Here is a 16,724-nt window from a genome sequence, read left to right as displayed (position 1 = left end):
GGGTTTCGCGGCCCTGGTCGAGCCGCTTTCCGCCGAGGGCGTGTCCGCCGGCTCAGCGCCCGGTGCTGCCCCCGACCACCGCGTCGCTGTCGCCCGCCTTCCTGCCGCGGCCGGTCTTCTTCTTCGGCGGCGGGGGCACGATGCCCTTCAGGTCGCCGCCGTTCTCGTTCACGCGCAGCACGAACGGCCGCGTCTCGGTGTAGCGGACCACCGACACCGACGCGGGGTCGACCACAATGCGCTGGAACGCGTCGAGGTGCTGGCCCAAGGCATCGGCCAGCACCGCCTTGATCACGTCGCCGTGGCTGCAGGCGATCCACACGGCGTGGTCGCCATGCTCGGCGGTGATGCGTGCGTCGTGCGCGCGGATCGCGGCCACCGCGCGGGCCTGCATCGCGGCCAGCCCCTCACCGCCGGGGAACACCGCCGCCGACGGGTGGGACTGGACCACCCGCCACAGCTGCTCCTTGACCAGCGTCTTCAGCTCACGACCGGTCCACTCGCCGTAGTCCACTTCGGACAGGCGCGGCTCCACGGTCTTGTCCAGACCCAGCGCGGTCGCCAACGGCGTCACCGTCTGCTTGCAGCGCAGCATCGGCGACACCACCAGCTCGGCGACGGGCACGCCGGCCAGCCGCTCGACCAGCCTGTCGGCCTGCGCGCGGCCGGTGTCGTCGAGACCGACCTTCGGCGTGCGCCCCGCCAGGACGCCGGACCCGTTCGCGGTGGACTTCCCGTGCCGCAGCAAGATGACCGTACTCACAACGTAACCCTAACTGTATCTTTTGCCTCGGCTCCGCCGAGGCGTGCGAGATCGCCTTTGAGCCGGCTTCCGGATGGGGCGGTCGGATCGGCCGGGGCCGATCGCACCGCCCCATCCGGAAGCCGGCGCGATCTCGCGCCGGGGTCGCCTTGGGACAGTCCCGGGCTTCGCCTGTTGGGAAGCCGGCGCGATCTCGCGCCGGGGTCGCCTTGGGACAGTCCCGGGCTTCGCCTGTTGGGAAGCCGGCGCGATCTCGCGCCGGGGTCGCCTTGGGACAGTCCCGGGCTTCGCCTGTTGGGAAGCCGGCGCGATCTCGCGCCGGGGTCGCCTTGGGACAGTCCCGGGCTTCGCCTGTTGGGAAGCGGGCGCGATCTCGCGCTGTGGTGGCGTTCACATCGCTTGTTGGGCACCTCGTGTTGGGGTGCTGTTCCCGGGGATGTGAGGTGGGCGTCATCGGTTTGGATCTGCGAATGACGTCCAGCCATCGCGCGGGATCTTCGTTGCGGGTCCTCGTCGTGACCGAGTCGTACCCGCCGCAGGTCAACGGGGTCGCGCACACCGCGTTCCGGGTCGCCGAGCACCTGACGGAGCGCGGTCACGCGCCGCTGGTGGTGGCGCCGACCGCGCCCACCGGGCTGCGGCAGGAGGCGTCGGCGGAGGTCGGGAGCTCACCCGTCGTGCGGGTGCCCGCGCTGTCCTGGCCCGGTTACCCGGACGTGCGCATGGCGCTGCCGACCCGAGCGGTGGCGCGCGCGATCGCCGAGCACCAGCCTGACGTGGTGCACCTGTCGAGCCCCCTACTGCTCGGTGCCCACGCGGTACGGGCCGCCCTGAAGCGGCAGGTGCCGATCGTGGCGGTGTACGAGACGGACGTCGCGGCATACTGCGCTTCCTACGCCCCGCGGGTGCCCGGTGGCGCGAGGTACGTATGGCACCGGCTGCGAGGGATCCACGGACCGGCCGACCGCACGATCGTCTCGTCCAGCGCATCGAAGCGGGCGCTGGAAGCGCAGGGCATCCCTCGCCTGCACCTGCTCCCCCACGGCGTCGACGCCGTGCGCTTCGACCCGCGGCACCGGGATCCGGAGCTGCACCGCCGGCTCGCGCCGAACGGCGAGGTCCTCGTCGGGTACGTCGGCCGCCTCGCGCCGGACAAGCACGTCGAGCTGCTGCGCGACGTCTGCGCGCTGCCGGGGGTGCGGCTGGTCGTCGTCGGAGACGGGCCGAACCGGCCCAGCCTGCAGGCGGCGCTGCCCGACGCGACCTTCCTGGGCCTGCGCGTCGGTGCCGAGCTGGCGAGCATCTACGCGACGCTCGACGTCTTCACGCACACCGGGCCCTTCGAAACCTTCGGGCTGACCATCCAGGAAGCGATGGCGAGCGGCCTCCCCGTCGTGGCGCCGGCGGCCGGCGGTCCACTGGACCTCGTCGTGGACGGGCACACCGGGTACCTGGTAACCCCGCTCGACCCGGGCGCCCTACGCGACGCGGTGCTCCGGCTCACGGAGTCGCCCGCGAAGCGCGCCGCGTTCGGTGCCGCGGGCCGCGCCACCGCGGTCCGCAGCACCTGGGAAGCCTCCGGCGACCGCCTGATCAACCACTACCGCGAGGTGCTGGGCGAACGCTCACCCCAGGCTCGCGCCCGCGCTGCCGCCTGACCTCACTCAGCTCCCGACAGGTCCGGCGTTGGGGTCGAGCACCCCTCCGATGATCAGCCCGAACAGCAGCAGGCCGAGCACGATCCGGTAGATCACGAACGGCACGAAGCTCTTGCGCTTGATGTAGGACATCAGCCACGCGATCACCACGTACCCGACGCCGAAGGCCACCAGCGTGGCCAGGATCGTGGGCCCCCACTGCGCGGTCTCGCCGTTCTTGCCGATGTCGGTGAGCTTGTACAGGCCCGAGCCGAACACGGCCGGCAGGGCCAGCAGGAACGAGTACTCCGCGGCGTCGGCGCGGGTGTAGCCCATGAGCAGGCCGGCGCTGGTGGTGCCGCCGGAGCGCGAGACGCCCGGGATCAGGGCCAGGGCCTGCGCGAAGCCGAACCCGAGGCCGTGCGGCACGGTGAGGTGGTCGAGCGAGCGCCGCTGCGAGCCCACGCGGTCGGCGATGAGCAGGATCACGCCGAACACGATGAGCGTCGTCGCGGTGATCCGCAGGTCGCGGAAGGTCTCGTCGATCTGGTCCTGCAACAGCAGGCCGAGCACGACGATGGGGATCGAGCCGACGATGATCAGCCAGCCCAGCCGCGCGTCGGGGTCTCGGCGCCAGCTGCGGCGGTAGAGCGAGAAGAACCAGGCCTGCAGGATCCGGCCGATCTTCTTCCCGAAGTACAGGATCACCGCCAGCTCGGTGCCGATCTGCGTCACGGCCGTGAACGCCGCGCCCGGGTCGTCCCAGCCGACGAGCGCGGCCACGATCCGCAGGTGCGCGCTGGAGGAGATGGGCAGGAACTCCGTGAGCCCCTGCACCACTCCCAGCACCAGTGCTTCGAACCACCCCATCAGGCCACTCCCGCCAGCTCGATCGCTTCCACAGCGGTCCGCAGAGCCGCCTCGAATCCCGCAGACTCCCCGTACGGAGTCACGGACAACGTCGTCACGCCCGCCTTCGCGAACTCCGCCATCCGCTCGGCGATCCGCTCCCGCGGGCCGAGCAGCGACGTCGCGTCGAGGAACTCGAGCGGCACGGCCGCCTGAGCCCCCTCGTAGTCGCGGGCGAGGTAGCACTCCTGCACTTCGGCCGCCGCGGCCTCGAACCCCATCCGCACGGCGAGGCGGTTGTAGAAGTTCTGCTTCCGGCTGCCCATCCCGCCCACGTAAAGAGCGGCGTGGGGGCGCACGGCGTCGGCGCACTCGCGCCAGTCGTCGCCGACCACGAGCGGCACGGCAGGGGCGACGTCGAAGCCGTCGAGCGAACGCCCGGCCGCCTCGGCGCCGGCGCGGATGTGGGCCAGCTGCTCACCCGCGTGCTCGGGTGAGAAGAACACCGGCAGCCAGCCGTCGGCGACCTCACCCGTGAGCGCGAGGTTCTTCGGCCCGATCGCGGCGAGGTACACCGGCACCTGCTTGCGCTCGGGCCGGAAGGTCAGGCCCAGGGCCAGCCCGGGCCCGTCGGGCAGCGGCAGCTCGAAGTGCTCGCCGCTGAAGCGCACGCGGCGCCTCGACTGCACGGCCCGCACGATCTCCACGTACTCGCGGGTGCGGCCCACCGGGTCGGCGAACCGCACGCCGTGCCAGCCCTCCGACACCTGCGGGCCCGAGACACCCAGGCCGAGCCGGAACCGGCCGCCCGAGAGCGTGTCGAGCGTGGCGGCGGTCATGCCTGTCATCGCCGGCGTCCGCGCCGGGATCTGCAGCACGGCGCTGCCGACGTCGATCCGCTCGGTCCGCGCGGCGATCCAGGTGAGCATCGTCACGGCATCGGAGCCGTAGGCCTCGGCCGCCCACACCACCGAATACCCGAGTTCGTCCGCTCTCCTGGCCAGCGCCAGGTTCGCGGAGTTGTCCCCGGTGCCCCAGTAACCGAGGTTGAGTCCCATTCGCACGGCCGGAAACGTACCGAGGGCGCGACTCGCGCCGTGCCCTGGGTGCACCGACGGGGTGGCCGGTCGCGACACGGCCTCACCTTGGTCAACTACGGGCCGGGCCGACGGCTAGGCTCGGTGGTCGTGGAAAAGCGACAGCTCGGCCGGTCGGGACTGCGGGTCTCGCGCCTGGCGCTCGGCACGATGACGTGGGGCGGCGACACCGACGCCGAGGAGGCGGCCAGCCAGCTCGTCGCGTTCGTCGACGCCGGTGGCACCCTCGTGGACACCGCGGACATCTACGCCGAAGGCGAGGCCGAGCGCGTACTCGGGAGCCTGCTGGGCGACCTCGTACCCCGCGACGACGTGGTGGTGGCCACGAAGGCCGTCGCGCGGCGCACCGAAGGGCCCTTTGGCGGCGGGGCTTCCCGGGGCGCGCTGCTGAGTGCGCTCGACGGCTCGCTGCGCCGCCTCGGCACCGACCACGTTGACCTGTGGCAGCTGCACGCGTGGGACGCGGGCGTGCCGATCGAGGAGACCCTCTCGGCCCTCGAGTACGCCGTGACCAGCGGGAAGGTCCGCTACGTCGGCGTCTCCAACTACGCGGGCTGGCAGCTGGCCACGACCGCGTCGCGCGCCTGCGCCGTGGCACCGATCGTGTCCTGCCAGTACGAGTACTCGCTGCTGGAGCGCGGAGTCGACCGCGAAGCCGCACCGGCCGCGCTGCACCACGGCATCGGGCTGCTGCCCTGGGCGCCACTGGGCCGCGGCGTGCTGACTGGCAAGTACCGCACGGGCACGCCTGCCGACTCGCGCGGCGCGTCCAGCGAGTTCGCCGGGTACGTGGAGCACCACCGCACGGACCGCGCGGCGCGGATCGTGCAGGCCGTGGCCACGGCCGCCGACGGGCTCGGCATCTCGCCGCTGGTCGTCGCGCTGGCCTGGGTGCGCGACCGGCCGGGGGTCGTGGCGCCGGTCGTCGGCGCCCGCGACACCGGCCAGCTGACGGGTTCGCTGGCGGCGGAGGAGCTCACGCTCCCGCCCGCGATCCGCAGCGCGCTCGACGACGTGAGCTGCGTCGACGTGGGCTACCCCGAGCGGGGTCCGAAATGAGGCGCAGGTGTCTGTTGGATGACGCACACGTGACGGCACGGGAATCGTGGGGGATGCTGGTGAGGACACCTCGCCGAGGGACAGCTGGAGGCTTCAAGGTGCGTCGGCTCACCGCCGCGTCGCGGATCGCGATTCCGCTGGTCGGTGCTCTCGCGCTTTCGGCATGCTCGGCTTCGGGCCAGGACAACACCGACTCGCTGCAGGTGGTGGCGAACCCGGTGGCCGCGAAGCCGGCGGTCTCCCCCGCCGTGACGACGAAGCCCGCGGGCCAGGTACTCGCGACGCCGGCCGTGTCGGCGATGGCGACCGACGAGAAGACCCGCACGCTCGCGGTCGCGGTCACGCAGCCGCCGTCGGTGCTCGTCTACGACCTCGACTCGCTGAGCACCCCCAAGGCCACCGTGCCCCTGCCCGGGCCGGCCGAATCGCTGACGACGTCCGACGGCCAGGCGATCGCGAGCATCCCGACCAAGGGCGAGCTGGCCAAGATCGCGCTGCCCGGCGGGCAGCTGACCACGCAACCGGTCGCCGGCCAGCCGACCGCCGGTGTGGCCGACGGGCCGGACACGATCGTGGCCGTGCGCGACCGCAAGGCCGTCGAGGTCCTGGCCGGCGGCGCGGTCACCAAGACCATCACCGGCCAGCTCTACAGCGCCGACGACGTCGTGGACACCGGGCAGGGCGTGGTCGTGCTCGACCGCCTGCGCACCGCGGTGTTCAGCGTCGACGTGAACGCAGGGACGATGGGCGAGGGCCTGCGCGCCGGCGACGGCGCCGCCAACGCCACCAGCGACTCCTACGGGCGCGTGCTGGTCACCGACGCCCGCGCGGGCGCGCTGCTCGCGTTCTCCGTCGGCCCGCTGATCCTGCGCCAGCGCTACCCGGTGCCGGGCGGGATCTACGGCATCGCCTACGACCACCAGCGCAACCTGGCCTGGGTCACCCTGACCGGCCAGAACCAGGTGGTGGGCTTCGACGTCCGCGGTGGCGAGCCCACCGAGAAGTACCGATTCCCGACCGTGCGCCAGCCGAACTCGGTGAGCGTCGACGACCGGAGCGGCCGAGTGCTCGTCGGCTCGGCCGCAGGAGAAGGGACCCAGGTGATCCAGCCATGACGACTGTCGACGAGGCGGTGGTCGAAGGGGATTGGGAGTACCGCCGCCTGCGCCTGCCCCCGGGTGTGTCCCGGCGCGCGGCGGCGATCCAGCTCTCGATCCACGCCGAGTTCGCCGGCTGGGAGCTGCGCACGGTGCGGCTCTACGCCGACGGCACACGGCGAATCTGGTTGCGGCGCAAGCGCACCGCAGCCGACCGCCTGCCCGAGCTCGCCACCTGACCGAGCCCAGGACCCGGCCCAAGTGCGTCCGACGTGTGCGGGCTGCCGGAATCTTACGGGCGCGGGCCTCGGCAGCGCCACCGCGCGGATGACAGTGCGTGGCGCCGTGAAACCTTGGCCACCAGGACGGTGGCCGCTCGTTCACGCGCCGGCGGACGCCAGAAGCCCTTCGATCTCGGTGATCGCTTGGGCGTTGTCCCGGTAGCGGATTCCGTGGATTCCGACCGCACGCGCAGCGTCGATGTTGGGTTCGAGATCGTCGAGGAAGATCATTTCTTCGGGGGCCACACCAAGCCGGACACAGCTCAGCCGGTAGATCTCCGGATCCGGCTTGCTCATCCCGACCTCGTGCGAGTAGACGATGTCGTCCACCAGGTCCTCGAAACCGTACGCGGCTTGTTCCCGTTCCCGGGCACCGACGAAGCTGTTGCTCAAGATGCCCGTTCGACAGCGCGGCCGCAGCCCGCGGACGTAGTCGATCAGGTCGGCATTGCCGGTGCCGAGGTACTGTTCCCAGATATCGGCCATGATCGCGTCGGCTCGTCCTCGGCCGACGCCGAGCCTGCTGCTGATCGTGTCACGCACGTCGTCCTCGGTGACAGTGCCGACGGCGCCGGCTGCCCAGATGTCGGCCAACCGCCGGGTGATCTCGCCTTCCGAGAGGCCGAGCCTGGCCTCCCACCGCCTGTCGACGCCGAGGTCGGGCGCGATCTCCAGCACGTCACCGATGTCGAACACCACCGCGCGAATCACCATGGCGGCGAACCTATCGACCGACCTGCTGCCCCAGGGCCCCGGCTCAGGCGGTGAGCCGCCCGAGCCACTCCTGCCAGCTCTGCTCGTCGCCGGCGTCGGTGGAGAACACGTGGTGGCAGGCGATGAGCGGGCCGTGGAAGCCCTGCAGGAAGCAGTAGAGCGCGTCGGCCGTGCGGACGCCCACTGTCTGCGGATTCACGGCGTAGACGACGCCTTCGACGGACCGGCCCGCCAGCTCGACGCGCACAAGGTCGCCCTCCTCGGGCCGGCCCGGCAGGCCCAGTTCGGCCCCGAGTGCCGCCCACAAGCGGTCCCAGTCGGACACGGGCGGGCCGAACGCCGTGACCGGCGTGGCCGTGCGGCCGGCGAAGTACGTGACGTACTCGGCGAGGTTGCGGAAGAACAGCGCGCCGCCGGCGGTCATCGCCTCGAACTCGTCCTGCCAGTCGTCGCCGGGCAGGAACCCGCTGGTGACGCAGCGGACGACCGAGCTGCCGCCGTCGCGTCCCTCGATCAGGAACTCGTAGGCGATCCGGCGCCCGTCGGGCTCGGTCTCCGTGCCGTAGACGAGCCGCTCCAGCGGGTCCCACGCGGTGATGGCCATGTCCGGTTCGTAGCCCGCGAAGGAGCCGCGCACGACGCCGCCGAGGCCGCCTTCGACCTCGTTGCGGCCCATGTACCACGAGTCGATGCCCGGCCCGGTCGCGATCGCGGCCCAGATCTGCTCCGGCGTGGCGGCCACCTCGGCCGATCCAGGGAGCTCGAACTCTTTCCCGGTGAACTCCGCCATCTCAGGCCTCCTCGTCCGGCACGCTCGGGTGCACGGCCACGATCACGCGGTGCGCGCGCCCGTTCTCCGCGCCCTCGTCGTGGTACTTCCCCACCAAGGTCGTCACGGCCACTGCGAGCTCCTCGGCGAACGCGGCCCGGTCCGCCGCCGAGGCGAAGCGCACCTCGCCGTCGAGCGCGAACGTCGCGACGCGCTTGCGCGCCTTGGCGGCGCCCGTGATCAGGATCCCGACGTCGCGCACCAGCCGGCCCGCCACGGCGAGCAGCCAGCGCGCCGACAAGCGGTCGGGCGACTGCGCCGGGTCCGGCTGCACCGCGGCCAGTGCGGAAGGCGAGATCACGTACGACGCCGCGGTCGCACGCATCATGCGCTCGGTGACGTTGCCCTTGCGCCGCTCCTCCACCAGCTCCACGAGCCCGTGCTTCTCCAGCGCGCGCAGGTGGTAGTTGACCTTCTGGCGGGGCAGGTCGACGCGGGCCGCGAGCATGGTCGCCGACGCCGGCTCCGCCAGCTCGGCCAGCAGCCGGGCGCGGACCGGGTCGAGCGACACCTCGGCCGCGGCCGCGTCTTCGATCACCGCAACGGGAAACATGCGCCCATGGTGCTTCCGAAAAATGAAATTGTCAAGAACCGCGATGTTGTCGGTACGCCTCGCGCACCTGCGCCACGATCCGTGGCACGACCTGCGCGGCGGCCTCCAGCGGTACGACGTGCCCCACGCCCGGCAGCACCACGGCCGTCCCGCTTTCGAGGCCTCCGACGAGGTGCTCGACGTCCGTGGCCGCCACGATCCGGTCCCGCTCCCCCACGATCGCCGTGACCGGCAAGGAACCCACGCGTGCCAGCGCCGCTTCGCGCGCGTACGCGTCGAGCGCCGGGCGGAACACGGCGACGGTGTGCGGCCAGTTGCGCCGGATCATCGTCACGGTCAGCTCCACGAGCTCCGGATCCGGGTCGTCACCGAAGAGCCACCAGCGCAGCCCCGCGCTCACCGCGCGGCTCGTGTGCTCGCGCACCAGCCCGAACAACTTGGCGCCCAGCACCACTTCCAGGTCCTGCGCCAGCACCCCGAGCGCGCCCGGCCACTCCGCCGAAGCCTCCGTGGCGAGCCGCCCGGACGACGTCGCGAGCAGCACGAGCCCGGCCACGCGCGCGGCGAACAGCTCGGGGTGGCGTTGCGTGAGCGACATGATCGCGAGCCCGCCCATGTCGTGGCCCACCAGCACCACCCGGCCTTCGGGCACGGCGCGTTCCAGTACTTCGGCGAGATCGTCGCCCAGCTGGGCCATGGTCGCCGTGCCACGCCCCGCGCGGCCGGACTTGCCGTGGCCGCGGTGGTCGTAGCCGACGACCGACAGCGGCTCGTCCACCACCTCCGGCAGCAACGGGGCGATCCGGCTCCAGCTGCGCCGGTCGAGCGCGTAGCCGTGCAGGAGCACCACGGTCACGCCGGCCGACGGGTCGCCCCAGCGCACGAGGTGCAGGGGTGTCCCGTCAGCGAGCGTGAACGCGGGCAACTCGGTGGTTTCCGGCGCTCAGGACGACCGAACGAACCGGTCCAGCACGCGCGTGCCGAACTTCAGCGCGTCCACCGGCACGCGCTCGTCCACGCCGTGGAAGAGCGCGGAGAAGTCGAGATCCGCCGGCAGCTTCAGCGGCGCGAAGCCGAAGTTGCGGATTCCGAGCTGCTGGAACGACTTCGCGTCGGTGCCGCCGGAAAGCATGTACGGCAGCGTGCGCGCGCCCGGGTCCTCGGCGAGCACCGCGGCGGTCATCGCGTCGACGAGCGCGCCGTCGAACGTGGTCTCGACCGGTGGGAGCTCCATCCACTCCTTCTCGATGTCCGGGCCGAGCAGCTCGTCGAGCTCGCGGTCGAACGCCTCGATGCGCCCGGGCAGGATGCGGCAGTCGACCGCGGCCTCGGCGACCGACGGGATCACGTTCGACTTGTAGCCGGCGGTGAGCATCGTCGGGTTCGCGGTGTCGCGCAGCGTCGCGCCGATCATGCGGGAGATGTTGCCCAGCTTGGCGACCGAGCCCTCGAGGTCGTCCTCGGGAAAGTCCCAGCCGGTGATCTCGGTGACCCCGGCGAGGAACTCGCGCACGGAGTCGGTGAGCACGAGCGGGAACTGGTGGCTGCCGAGCTTCGCGACCGCCTCGGCAAGCTTGGTGACCGCGTTGTCGCGGTGGATCATCGAGCCGTGGCCCGCCGTGCCGCGCACGCGCAGCTTCATCCAGCGGATGCCCTTCTCGGCCGTCTCGATCACGTACGCGCGCACATCGTCCTTCAGCGTGATCGAGAACCCGCCGACCTCGCTGATCGCCTCGGTGACGCCCTCGAACAGCTCCGGCCGGTTCTCCACCAGCCACTGCGCGCCGTACTTGCCGCCGGCCTCCTCGTCGGCGAGGAACGCGAACACGATGTCGCGTGGGGGGACGATGCCGTGGATCTTGTAGTGGCGGGCCAGTGCCAGCGTCATGCCGACCATGCCCTTCATGTCCACCGCGCCGCGGCCCCAGACGTAGCCGTCCTGCACGGCGCCGGAGAACGGGTGCACCGACCACTCGGCCGGGTCGGCGGGCACGACGTCGAGGTGCCCGTGGATCAGCAACGCGCCTCGAGACGGGTCGGCTCCGGCCAGCCGGACGATGACGTTGTGGCGGTCTTCGCCACCGGACTCGACGTAGGTGATCTCGTAGCCGGCGTCGGTGAGCTGCTCCGCGACGTACTCGGCGGCGGCGCGTTCGCCGATCAGGGTGTCGGGGTCTCCGGTGTTGGTGGTGTCGATGCGGATGAGGTCGCTGGTGAGCGTGACGGCCTCGTCAGCGGCGGCGTCGATCGAGTTCGGTTCGGTCACTCGACCTTCCTATCATCAGCGCGCGCGGTGCCGCGCCGCTCACGCCCGTTCAGGTCCGGTCAAGGGCCGAGACCACCTCGGAAACCGGCCGAAGGTGCTGGTTCAGGATCCGCAGCGCCGTTTCCGTGTCACCCTCGTCGAGCGCGGCGACGAGCTGCCGGTGCTCCGCGTCGATGATCGACAGCCGTTCCGGACGCGCCTCCAGCGCCCGCACGGCGACGCGCTGCTGGCGCGAGCGGAGTGTGTCGTACAGCTCGGTGAGCACGGTGTTGCCGGCGGCGTTCACGATCGCGCGGTGGAACCGGCGGTCGAGCCCGGACACGGCGAACCAGTCACGTTCCGCGCCCGCGTGGCCCATGTCCTCGATCAGGCCGGCCATCTCGGCGGGGGCACCCGCGCCCGCGGCGCAGACCTCGGTGATCGCGTGACCCTCGATGAGGCGGCGGCTCTGGTAGACCTCTTCCAGCTCGCGCGCGGTCACCGTGCGGACCTGCGCGCCCTTGCGCGGCAGCAGGCTGATGAAGCGCTCGGCCTCGAGCCGGTGGAACGCCTCGCGCACCGGCGTCCGCGACACGCCGACCACCCCGGAGACCCACAGCTCGTCGAGGAAGCGTCCGCCTTCCAGCGCGCCCGAGATGATCCCGTCGCGCAGCCAGGCGTACACCCGATCCCGAGCCGGTCCGCCGCCCTCGACCGGGACCGGTCCCGGTGCGGTGGTGGTCATGCGTCTCCCCTCGTCCCGCGCCCGCGTCGGCGCGCTGCGAGCCTACACCTCTGGACCGGCTCCAATCCGTCGTGTATACACGCAGTACACAGAACGGTGACGGTCGCCGTCCCTCCTGAAAGGACACTCGTCATGGTGCACGTCGCCGTCGCGCAGTTCGCGCCCACCGACGACAAACCGGCCAATCTGGCGGAAGTCGCGCGGCTCGCGGGCGAGGCCGCCGACCGCGGCGCCGAGGTCGTGGTGCTGCCCGAGTACTCGATGTTCACCGTGCCGAAGGTCGACGAGCGGTTCGTGGCGTCGGCCGAGCCCCTCGATGGCGCGTTCGCCACCGGGCTGCGCGAACTCGCGCGCGAGCGTGGGATCACCGTGGTGGCCGGGATGAACGAAGCCATGCCCGAGGGCGGGCGGATCTGGAACACGCTCGTCGCCGCGGGTCCGGACGGCGACTTCGCCGCGCTGTACCGCAAGATCCACCTCTACGACGCGTTCGGCTTCCGCGAGTCCGACGTGATCCGCGCCGGCGAGATCACCGAGCCCGCGACGTTCAAGGCCGCCGGCCTGACCTTCGGCCTGCAGACCTGTTACGACCTGCGGTTCCCGGAGGTGACGCGCCGGCTCGTCGACGCCGGCGCGCAAGCCGTGCTGCTGCCGGCGGAGTGGGTGCCGGGGCCGCTGAAGGAGTACCACTGGACGACGCTGGTGAAGGCACGCGCGATCGAGAACACCGTGTACGTCGCCGCGGCCGGGCAGATCGCGCCGATGGGGTCGGGGTCGAGCCTCGTCGTCGATCCGATGGGTGTGGTCACGGCGTCGCTCGGGGAGCGGCCGGGGGTAGCGGTCGCGGAGATCTCGACCGACCGGCTCGAGCAGGTCCGGACCACGAACCCGGCGCTCGCGCTGCGCCGGTTCTCCGTGGTGCCCAAGGAGAACTAGTCGAACGAGCTGTCGCCGCGGTGCGCGCCGAGGCCGATCTCCTTCACGGCCGCGGCCGCGCCGGGCGCGCTGCCGAGCGAGCGTGCGAGGTCCACCGCCGCCGCGAGTTCGGTGCCCGCCGGCACGACCCGGTGCACGACCCCGCAGCGCGCGGCGGCGGCCGCGGTGAGCCGTCCGGTGCGGCACAGTCCGTGCACTGCCGCTGCGGAGAGCCGCTCGGGCAGCGGCACCGCGCCGCGGGGGTCGGGCAGGGCGAACTCGGCGTGGTCCGCGGCGACGATGAGATCGGTCATGAGCGCGAGCTCGAACCCGCCGCCGCGGGCGAGCCCGTTGACGGCCGCGATCATGGGTTTGCCGAGCCGGAAGAAGTCGGCCACGCCGGCGAACCCGCCGGAGCCGGACGCGAGGTCCCAGCCGGCCGAGAAGTACCCCGATCCCGTGCCGGTCACCACGCCGGCGAACAGCGCCGGGTCGTCCCGCAGCCGCGCCCACGCGGTGTAGAGCTCGAAGCTCATCCGGGAGTCGATCTTGTTGCCACCGGGCCGGTCCAGGGTGGCGACGAGCACGCCGTCGATCACCTCGGTGTGCACGGCACAGGACGGGGCGGCGGTCACGCTCGGACGGTAATGCCCGCGCCGCAGGCGGTCAAACCGGGGGCTTGACTGATCCGACAGTCAGCACCCCATCGCAACTCCCTGACACTGCGCCAAAACTACGCGAACGGGACAGTGAAAGTGTCCGGACCATTGCGATAATCGCAACGCGGAGTTACGGTCTTCCGGCATGGACGAGTCGGAGGAGCTGCGGACCAGGGTCCGGGAGCTGATCCGGTCCATGCCGGGAGCCCAGCGGGAGTTCGCCGCCGCCATCGGGCTCGACGAGACGAAGTTGTCCAAGGCGCTGACCGGCACCCGCCGATTCTCGCCGCACGAGCTCGTCCGCGTCGCCGAGTACTGCGGCGTCACGGTCAACTGGCTGCTCAACGGCAGCGACGACGCGAAGACCGTGACGGCGGTCCCCGCGCTCGCCGCGCGTCCGGAGAGCGATCCCGAGCACCACATGCAGTCCGAGCCGCGGCGGCGGATCCTCGAGACGGCGTGGCTGCTCATCGCCGAGCGCGGCTACCACCGGGTGCGCATCGCCGACATCGCGAAGGCGTGCGGCACCAGCACCGCCACCATCCACTACCACTTCCCCAGCAAAGCGGAAGTGCTCAACGAAGCGTTGCGGCGCAACGTGAAGCTCGCCTTCGACCGGCAGGTCGCGGAGCTGCACGCCGTCGACGGCGCCCACGACCGGCTGCTCAAGCTGGTCGAACTGCAACTCCCGGCCGACGGCGTGCTGCGCGCCGAGTGGTCGGTCTGGCTTCAGGTGTGGAACGAGGTGTCCCTCGCCCCGGAGCTGCGGTCGCTCTACACCGATTCCTACGACCGCTGGTACCGCACGATCCTCATGACCATCCGCACCGGCCAGGAGCAGCACGCGTTCCGCGTGGCCGATCCCGAGGCCGCCACCGAGCAGCTCACGGCGCTGATCGACGGGCTCGGCATCCAGGTGCTGACCCGCAAGCCCGGCAGCACCGTGGCCACCATGCGCGCGCATTTGCACGACTTCATCGAAAGGTCGATCGTCAAAGGAGCCTGATGAACCACGAGGTCATCGTCACCTGCGCCCTCACCGGCGCGGGCGACACCGTCGGCCGGAGTCCCCACGTGCCGGTCACGCCGGCGCAGATCGCCGCGAGCGCCATCGAGGCCGCAGAAGCCGGGGCGGCCGTCGTCCACATCCACGTCCGCGAGCCCGAGACCGGGGCTCCGTCGCGCGAAGTGGCGCTGTACGCCGAAGCCGTGCGGCTGATCCGGGAGTCCGGAGTGGACGTGGTCGTGAACCTGACCGCGGGGATGGGCGGTGACCTCGTGCTCGACGAGGAGGATCCGCTCAAGCCGATCGACGGCACGGACCTCGTCAACGCTCTGGCCCGGCTGCCGCACGTGGAGGAGCTGCTGCCCGACATCTGCACGCTCGACTGCGGTTCGCTGAACTTCGGCGAGGGCAACCAGCTCTACGTGTCCACTCCGGACATGCTGCGCACCGGCGCGAAACGGATCCAGGAGCTCGGCGTGAAGCCGGAGCTGGAGATCTTCGACACCGGGCACCTGTGGTTCGCCTCGAAGATGGTGGAGGAAGGGCTGATCGACGCGCCGCCGCTGTTCCAGCTGTGCATGGGCATCCCCTACGGCGCGCCCGCCGACCCAGGGCTGCTGCAGGCGATGGTGAAGCTGCTGCCCGAGGGCGCACAGTGGGCGTCGTTCGCGATCGGGCGCGACCAGATGCCGTGGGTGGCGCAGTCGGTGCTGCTCGGCGGGCACGTGCGCGTCGGGCTCGAGGACAACCTCTACCTCGCCCGCAGGGTCAAGGCGACCAACGGCCAGCTGGTGGAGCGGGCGGTGCGGATCGTCACCGACCTCGGCGCCGGCATCGCCACTCCAGACCGTGCCCGCGAGATCCTCGGCCTCAAGGAGCGTGTCCGTGCCTGAGGTATCCACTGTGGACACCGTCGCGTGCGTCGGTGCGGGGGTGATCGGCGGCGGCTGGGTCGCGCACTTCCTCGCGCGCGGCTACCGCGTCCGGGCCTGGGACCCCGCGCCCGACGCCGCGGCGAAGCTGGGCCGGCTCGTCGACGCCGCGTGGCCCGCGCTCACGTCGCTGGGCTTGGCCGAGGGCGCGAGCCGCGACGCGATCACCGTCGCCGGCACGCTCGCGGAGGCGGTCGAGGGCGCCGGGTTCGTGCAGGAAAGCGCTCCCGAAGATCTGCCGCTCAAGCAGAAGCTGCTGGCCGACATCGACGCCGTCACGCCGGCCGGTGTCGTGGTCGCGTCCTCGACCTCGGGGTACGGCATGACCGAGATGCAGGTGGCGGCGAAGACACCGGAACGGCTCGTGGTGGGCCACCCGTTCAACCCGCCGTACTTGATCCCGCTGGTCGAGGTCGTGGGCGGGAAGCTCACCGCGCCGTGGGCCGTGACGTGGGCAAGCGAGTTCTACCGGCACGTCGGCAAGACCGTGATCACCATGGACCACGAGGTGCCCGGGTTCATCGCCAACCGGCTGCAGGAGGCGCTGTGGCGCGAGGCCCTGCACATGGTCGCGAACGGCGAGGCCACCGTGGAGCAGATCGACACCGCGATCACCGACGGGCCAGGCTTGCGCTGGCCGGTGCAGGGGCCGATGCTCACGTTCCACCTCGCCGGCGGCGAAGGCGGCATGGCGCACATGCTGGACCACTTCGGACCGTCGCTGAAGGCGCCGTGGACGCGGCTCGAGGCGCCTGAGCTCACGACCGAGCTGCGCAACGCCGTGGTCGACGGCTGCGAGGACGCGGCCGCACCGCGCGCGATCGCCGACCTCGTGGCCGAGCGGGACCGGGCGATCATCGCCGTCCAGCGCGCCGTCGGCGAGGCCCGTCGTGGGTGAGGTCCTGCTCCACCACGACCGCGTCCGTCCCGAGTGGATCGACTACAACGGACACCTCTCCGAGCCCTACTACGTGCTGGTGTTCGGCGACGCCACCACCGCGTTGATGGACGCCGTCGGCCTCGATCCCGCCTACCGCGAGTCCACCGGCGCTTCGCTGTACACCGTGGAGGCGCACGTCCGCTACCTGCGAGAGGTCGGGCCGGACGCCGAGCTGACCGTGACGACCTCCGTGCTGGCCGTCGGGGCGAAGAAGGTGCGGCTGTGGCACGAGCTATACGTGGGCGATGAGCTCGTGGCCACGGAGGAACTGCTGTGCCTGCACGTCGCCGACGGCAGAGCCGCACCGTTTCCCGAAGCCGTCGCCGAGCGCCTCGGCGCCCACCTCACGCCACTGCCCGAACACGCCGGGCGCGCCATCGCCTGACGCTCTCGCGAACCCCTG

At 71.7% G+C, this 16,724-nt stretch carries 19 protein-coding genes; 9 read left to right on the top strand and 10 right to left on the bottom strand.

Annotation, left to right across the window (positions count from 1 at the left end; translation table 11 throughout):
• Window positions 1-52: 52 nt before the first annotated feature.
• Entirely contained in the window at window positions 53-763 is a 711-nt protein-coding gene (locus K1T34_RS44565; protein ID WP_220240656.1) for a histidine phosphatase family protein, read from the bottom strand.
• A 470-nt stretch (window positions 764-1,233) separates the two neighbouring features.
• Between K1T34_RS44565 and K1T34_RS44560 the strand changes: the two genes are divergently transcribed.
• Window positions 1,234-2,421, top strand: coding sequence for a glycosyltransferase family 1 protein (locus K1T34_RS44560; protein WP_255638020.1), 1,188 nt, complete (start codon window positions 1,234-1,236; stop codon window positions 2,419-2,421).
• A gap of 6 nt (window positions 2,422-2,427) precedes the next feature.
• Here K1T34_RS44560 and K1T34_RS44555 read toward each other — a convergent pair whose 3' ends face one another.
• Window positions 2,428-3,270 carry an undecaprenyl-diphosphate phosphatase gene (locus K1T34_RS44555; protein WP_220240655.1) on the bottom strand — a complete coding sequence of 281 codons (843 nt, stop codon included), beginning with the start codon at window positions 3,268-3,270 and terminating at the stop codon, window positions 2,428-2,430.
• On the bottom strand, window positions 3,270-4,313 hold the full coding sequence (locus K1T34_RS44550; RefSeq protein ID WP_220240654.1) for an LLM class F420-dependent oxidoreductase: 1,044 nt from the start codon (window positions 4,311-4,313) through the stop codon (window positions 3,270-3,272). Before K1T34_RS44550 ends, K1T34_RS44555 begins: the two co-directional genes overlap by 1 nt.
• A gap of 123 nt (window positions 4,314-4,436) precedes the next feature.
• Between K1T34_RS44550 and K1T34_RS44545 the strand changes: the two genes are divergently transcribed.
• The 3 genes from K1T34_RS44545 (at window position 4,437) to K1T34_RS44535 (ending at window position 6,741) form a co-directional block, all read left to right on the top strand.
• Window positions 4,437-5,405, top strand: coding sequence for an aldo/keto reductase (locus tag K1T34_RS44545; protein ID WP_220240653.1), 969 nt, complete (start codon window positions 4,437-4,439; stop codon window positions 5,403-5,405).
• A 98-nt stretch (window positions 5,406-5,503) separates the two neighbouring features.
• Window positions 5,504-6,520, top strand: coding sequence for a YncE family protein (locus tag K1T34_RS44540; RefSeq protein ID WP_220240652.1), 1,017 nt, complete (start codon window positions 5,504-5,506; stop codon window positions 6,518-6,520).
• Complete coding sequence (locus tag K1T34_RS44535) at window positions 6,517-6,741, top strand: DUF5703 family protein (RefSeq protein WP_220240651.1); 225 nt, start codon at window positions 6,517-6,519, stop codon at window positions 6,739-6,741. The genes K1T34_RS44540 and K1T34_RS44535 overlap by 4 nt, the downstream gene beginning before the upstream one ends.
• A 141-nt stretch (window positions 6,742-6,882) precedes the next feature.
• On the opposite strand, the gene K1T34_RS44530 is transcribed toward K1T34_RS44535, so the two are convergent.
• From K1T34_RS44530 to K1T34_RS44505, 6 genes are read right to left on the bottom strand one after another with little or no spacing between them, the layout of a single operon-like run.
• Window positions 6,883-7,497, bottom strand: a complete 615-nt coding sequence (locus K1T34_RS44530; RefSeq protein ID WP_220240650.1) for an HAD family phosphatase — start codon at window positions 7,495-7,497, stop codon at window positions 6,883-6,885.
• A 43-nt stretch (window positions 7,498-7,540) separates the two neighbouring features.
• Window positions 7,541-8,287, bottom strand: coding sequence for an SRPBCC domain-containing protein (locus K1T34_RS44525; RefSeq protein ID WP_220240649.1), 747 nt, complete (start codon window positions 8,285-8,287; stop codon window positions 7,541-7,543).
• A 1-nt stretch (window position 8,288) separates the two neighbouring features.
• Window positions 8,289-8,879, bottom strand: a complete 591-nt coding sequence (locus K1T34_RS44520) for a helix-turn-helix domain-containing protein (protein ID WP_220240648.1) — start codon at window positions 8,877-8,879, stop codon at window positions 8,289-8,291.
• Between the two features lie 31 nt (window positions 8,880-8,910).
• Window positions 8,911-9,804 carry an alpha/beta fold hydrolase gene (locus K1T34_RS44515; RefSeq protein ID WP_220240647.1) on the bottom strand — a complete coding sequence of 298 codons (894 nt, stop codon included), beginning with the start codon at window positions 9,802-9,804 and terminating at the stop codon, window positions 8,911-8,913.
• An 18-nt stretch (window positions 9,805-9,822) separates the two neighbouring features.
• Entirely contained in the window at window positions 9,823-11,145 is a 1,323-nt protein-coding gene (locus K1T34_RS44510) for a M20/M25/M40 family metallo-hydrolase (RefSeq protein WP_220240646.1), read from the bottom strand.
• 49 nt (window positions 11,146-11,194) lie between these two features.
• Window positions 11,195-11,869 carry a GntR family transcriptional regulator gene (locus K1T34_RS44505; RefSeq protein WP_220240645.1) on the bottom strand — a complete coding sequence of 225 codons (675 nt, stop codon included), beginning with the start codon at window positions 11,867-11,869 and terminating at the stop codon, window positions 11,195-11,197.
• Window positions 11,870-12,001: 132 nt separating this feature from the next.
• On the opposite strand from K1T34_RS44505, the gene K1T34_RS44500 reads away from it, so the two are divergent.
• Complete coding sequence (locus K1T34_RS44500; protein ID WP_220240644.1) at window positions 12,002-12,805, top strand: carbon-nitrogen hydrolase family protein; 804 nt, start codon at window positions 12,002-12,004, stop codon at window positions 12,803-12,805.
• Here K1T34_RS44500 and K1T34_RS44495 read toward each other — a convergent pair.
• Window positions 12,802-13,419, bottom strand: a complete 618-nt coding sequence (locus K1T34_RS44495; RefSeq protein WP_220240643.1) for an enoyl-CoA hydratase-related protein — start codon at window positions 13,417-13,419, stop codon at window positions 12,802-12,804. The genes K1T34_RS44500 and K1T34_RS44495 overlap by 4 nt on opposite strands.
• Window positions 13,420-13,588: 169 nt before the next feature.
• Between K1T34_RS44495 and K1T34_RS44490 the strand changes: the two genes are divergently transcribed.
• The 4 genes from K1T34_RS44490 to K1T34_RS44475 are packed head-to-tail and all read left to right on the top strand — an operon-like array spanning window position 13,589 to window position 16,706.
• The gene (locus tag K1T34_RS44490; protein WP_220240642.1) at window positions 13,589-14,449 is read left to right on the top strand and encodes a TetR/AcrR family transcriptional regulator; all 861 of its coding nucleotides are present in this window, start codon (window positions 13,589-13,591) and stop codon (window positions 14,447-14,449) included.
• Entirely contained in the window at window positions 14,449-15,342 is an 894-nt protein-coding gene (locus K1T34_RS44485) for a 3-keto-5-aminohexanoate cleavage protein (protein ID WP_220240641.1), read from the top strand. The genes K1T34_RS44490 and K1T34_RS44485 overlap by 1 nt, the downstream gene beginning before the upstream one ends.
• Window positions 15,335-16,279 carry a 3-hydroxyacyl-CoA dehydrogenase NAD-binding domain-containing protein gene (locus K1T34_RS44480; RefSeq protein WP_220240640.1) on the top strand — a complete coding sequence of 315 codons (945 nt, stop codon included), beginning with the start codon at window positions 15,335-15,337 and terminating at the stop codon, window positions 16,277-16,279. The genes K1T34_RS44485 and K1T34_RS44480 overlap by 8 nt, the downstream gene beginning before the upstream one ends.
• Window positions 16,272-16,706 (top strand): thioesterase family protein, encoded by a 435-nt coding sequence (locus tag K1T34_RS44475; protein ID WP_220240639.1) that lies wholly within the window; start codon window positions 16,272-16,274, stop codon window positions 16,704-16,706. Before K1T34_RS44480 ends, K1T34_RS44475 begins: the two co-directional genes overlap by 8 nt.
• Window positions 16,707-16,724: the final 18 nt, after the last annotated feature.

This window comes from Amycolatopsis sp. DSM 110486 (assembly GCF_019468465.1).
In the GTDB taxonomy this organism is placed as follows: domain Bacteria; phylum Actinomycetota; class Actinomycetes; order Mycobacteriales; family Pseudonocardiaceae; genus Amycolatopsis.
Note: the sequence above shows the minus strand (reverse complement) of the source record. Positions and strands in the feature narration are given on the sequence as shown.

What these genes read in the sequence shown, in the direction of transcription:
- K1T34_RS44520 (WP_220240648.1), bottom strand. Translation starts at nt 8,879, where the DNA reads ATGTTTCCCGTTGCGGTGATCGAAGACGCGGCCGCGGCCGAGGTGTCG.
- K1T34_RS44500 (WP_220240644.1), top strand. Translation starts at nt 12,002, where the DNA reads ATGGTGCACGTCGCCGTCGCGCAGTTCGCGCCCACCGACGACAAACCG.
- K1T34_RS44505 (WP_220240645.1), bottom strand. Translation starts at nt 11,869, where the DNA reads ATGACCACCACCGCACCGGGACCGGTCCCGGTCGAGGGCGGCGGACCG.
- K1T34_RS44485 (WP_220240641.1), top strand. Translation starts at nt 14,449, where the DNA reads ATGAACCACGAGGTCATCGTCACCTGCGCCCTCACCGGCGCGGGCGAC.
- K1T34_RS44535 (WP_220240651.1), top strand. Translation starts at nt 6,517, where the DNA reads ATGACGACTGTCGACGAGGCGGTGGTCGAAGGGGATTGGGAGTACCGC.
- K1T34_RS44555 (WP_220240655.1), bottom strand. Translation starts at nt 3,270, where the DNA reads ATGGGGTGGTTCGAAGCACTGGTGCTGGGAGTGGTGCAGGGGCTCACG.
- K1T34_RS44490 (WP_220240642.1), top strand. Translation starts at nt 13,589, where the DNA reads ATGGACGAGTCGGAGGAGCTGCGGACCAGGGTCCGGGAGCTGATCCGG.
- K1T34_RS44560 (WP_255638020.1), top strand. Translation starts at nt 1,234, where the DNA reads ATGACGTCCAGCCATCGCGCGGGATCTTCGTTGCGGGTCCTCGTCGTG.
- K1T34_RS44525 (WP_220240649.1), bottom strand. Translation starts at nt 8,287, where the DNA reads ATGGCGGAGTTCACCGGGAAAGAGTTCGAGCTCCCTGGATCGGCCGAG.
- K1T34_RS44530 (WP_220240650.1), bottom strand. Translation starts at nt 7,497, where the DNA reads ATGGTGATTCGCGCGGTGGTGTTCGACATCGGTGACGTGCTGGAGATC.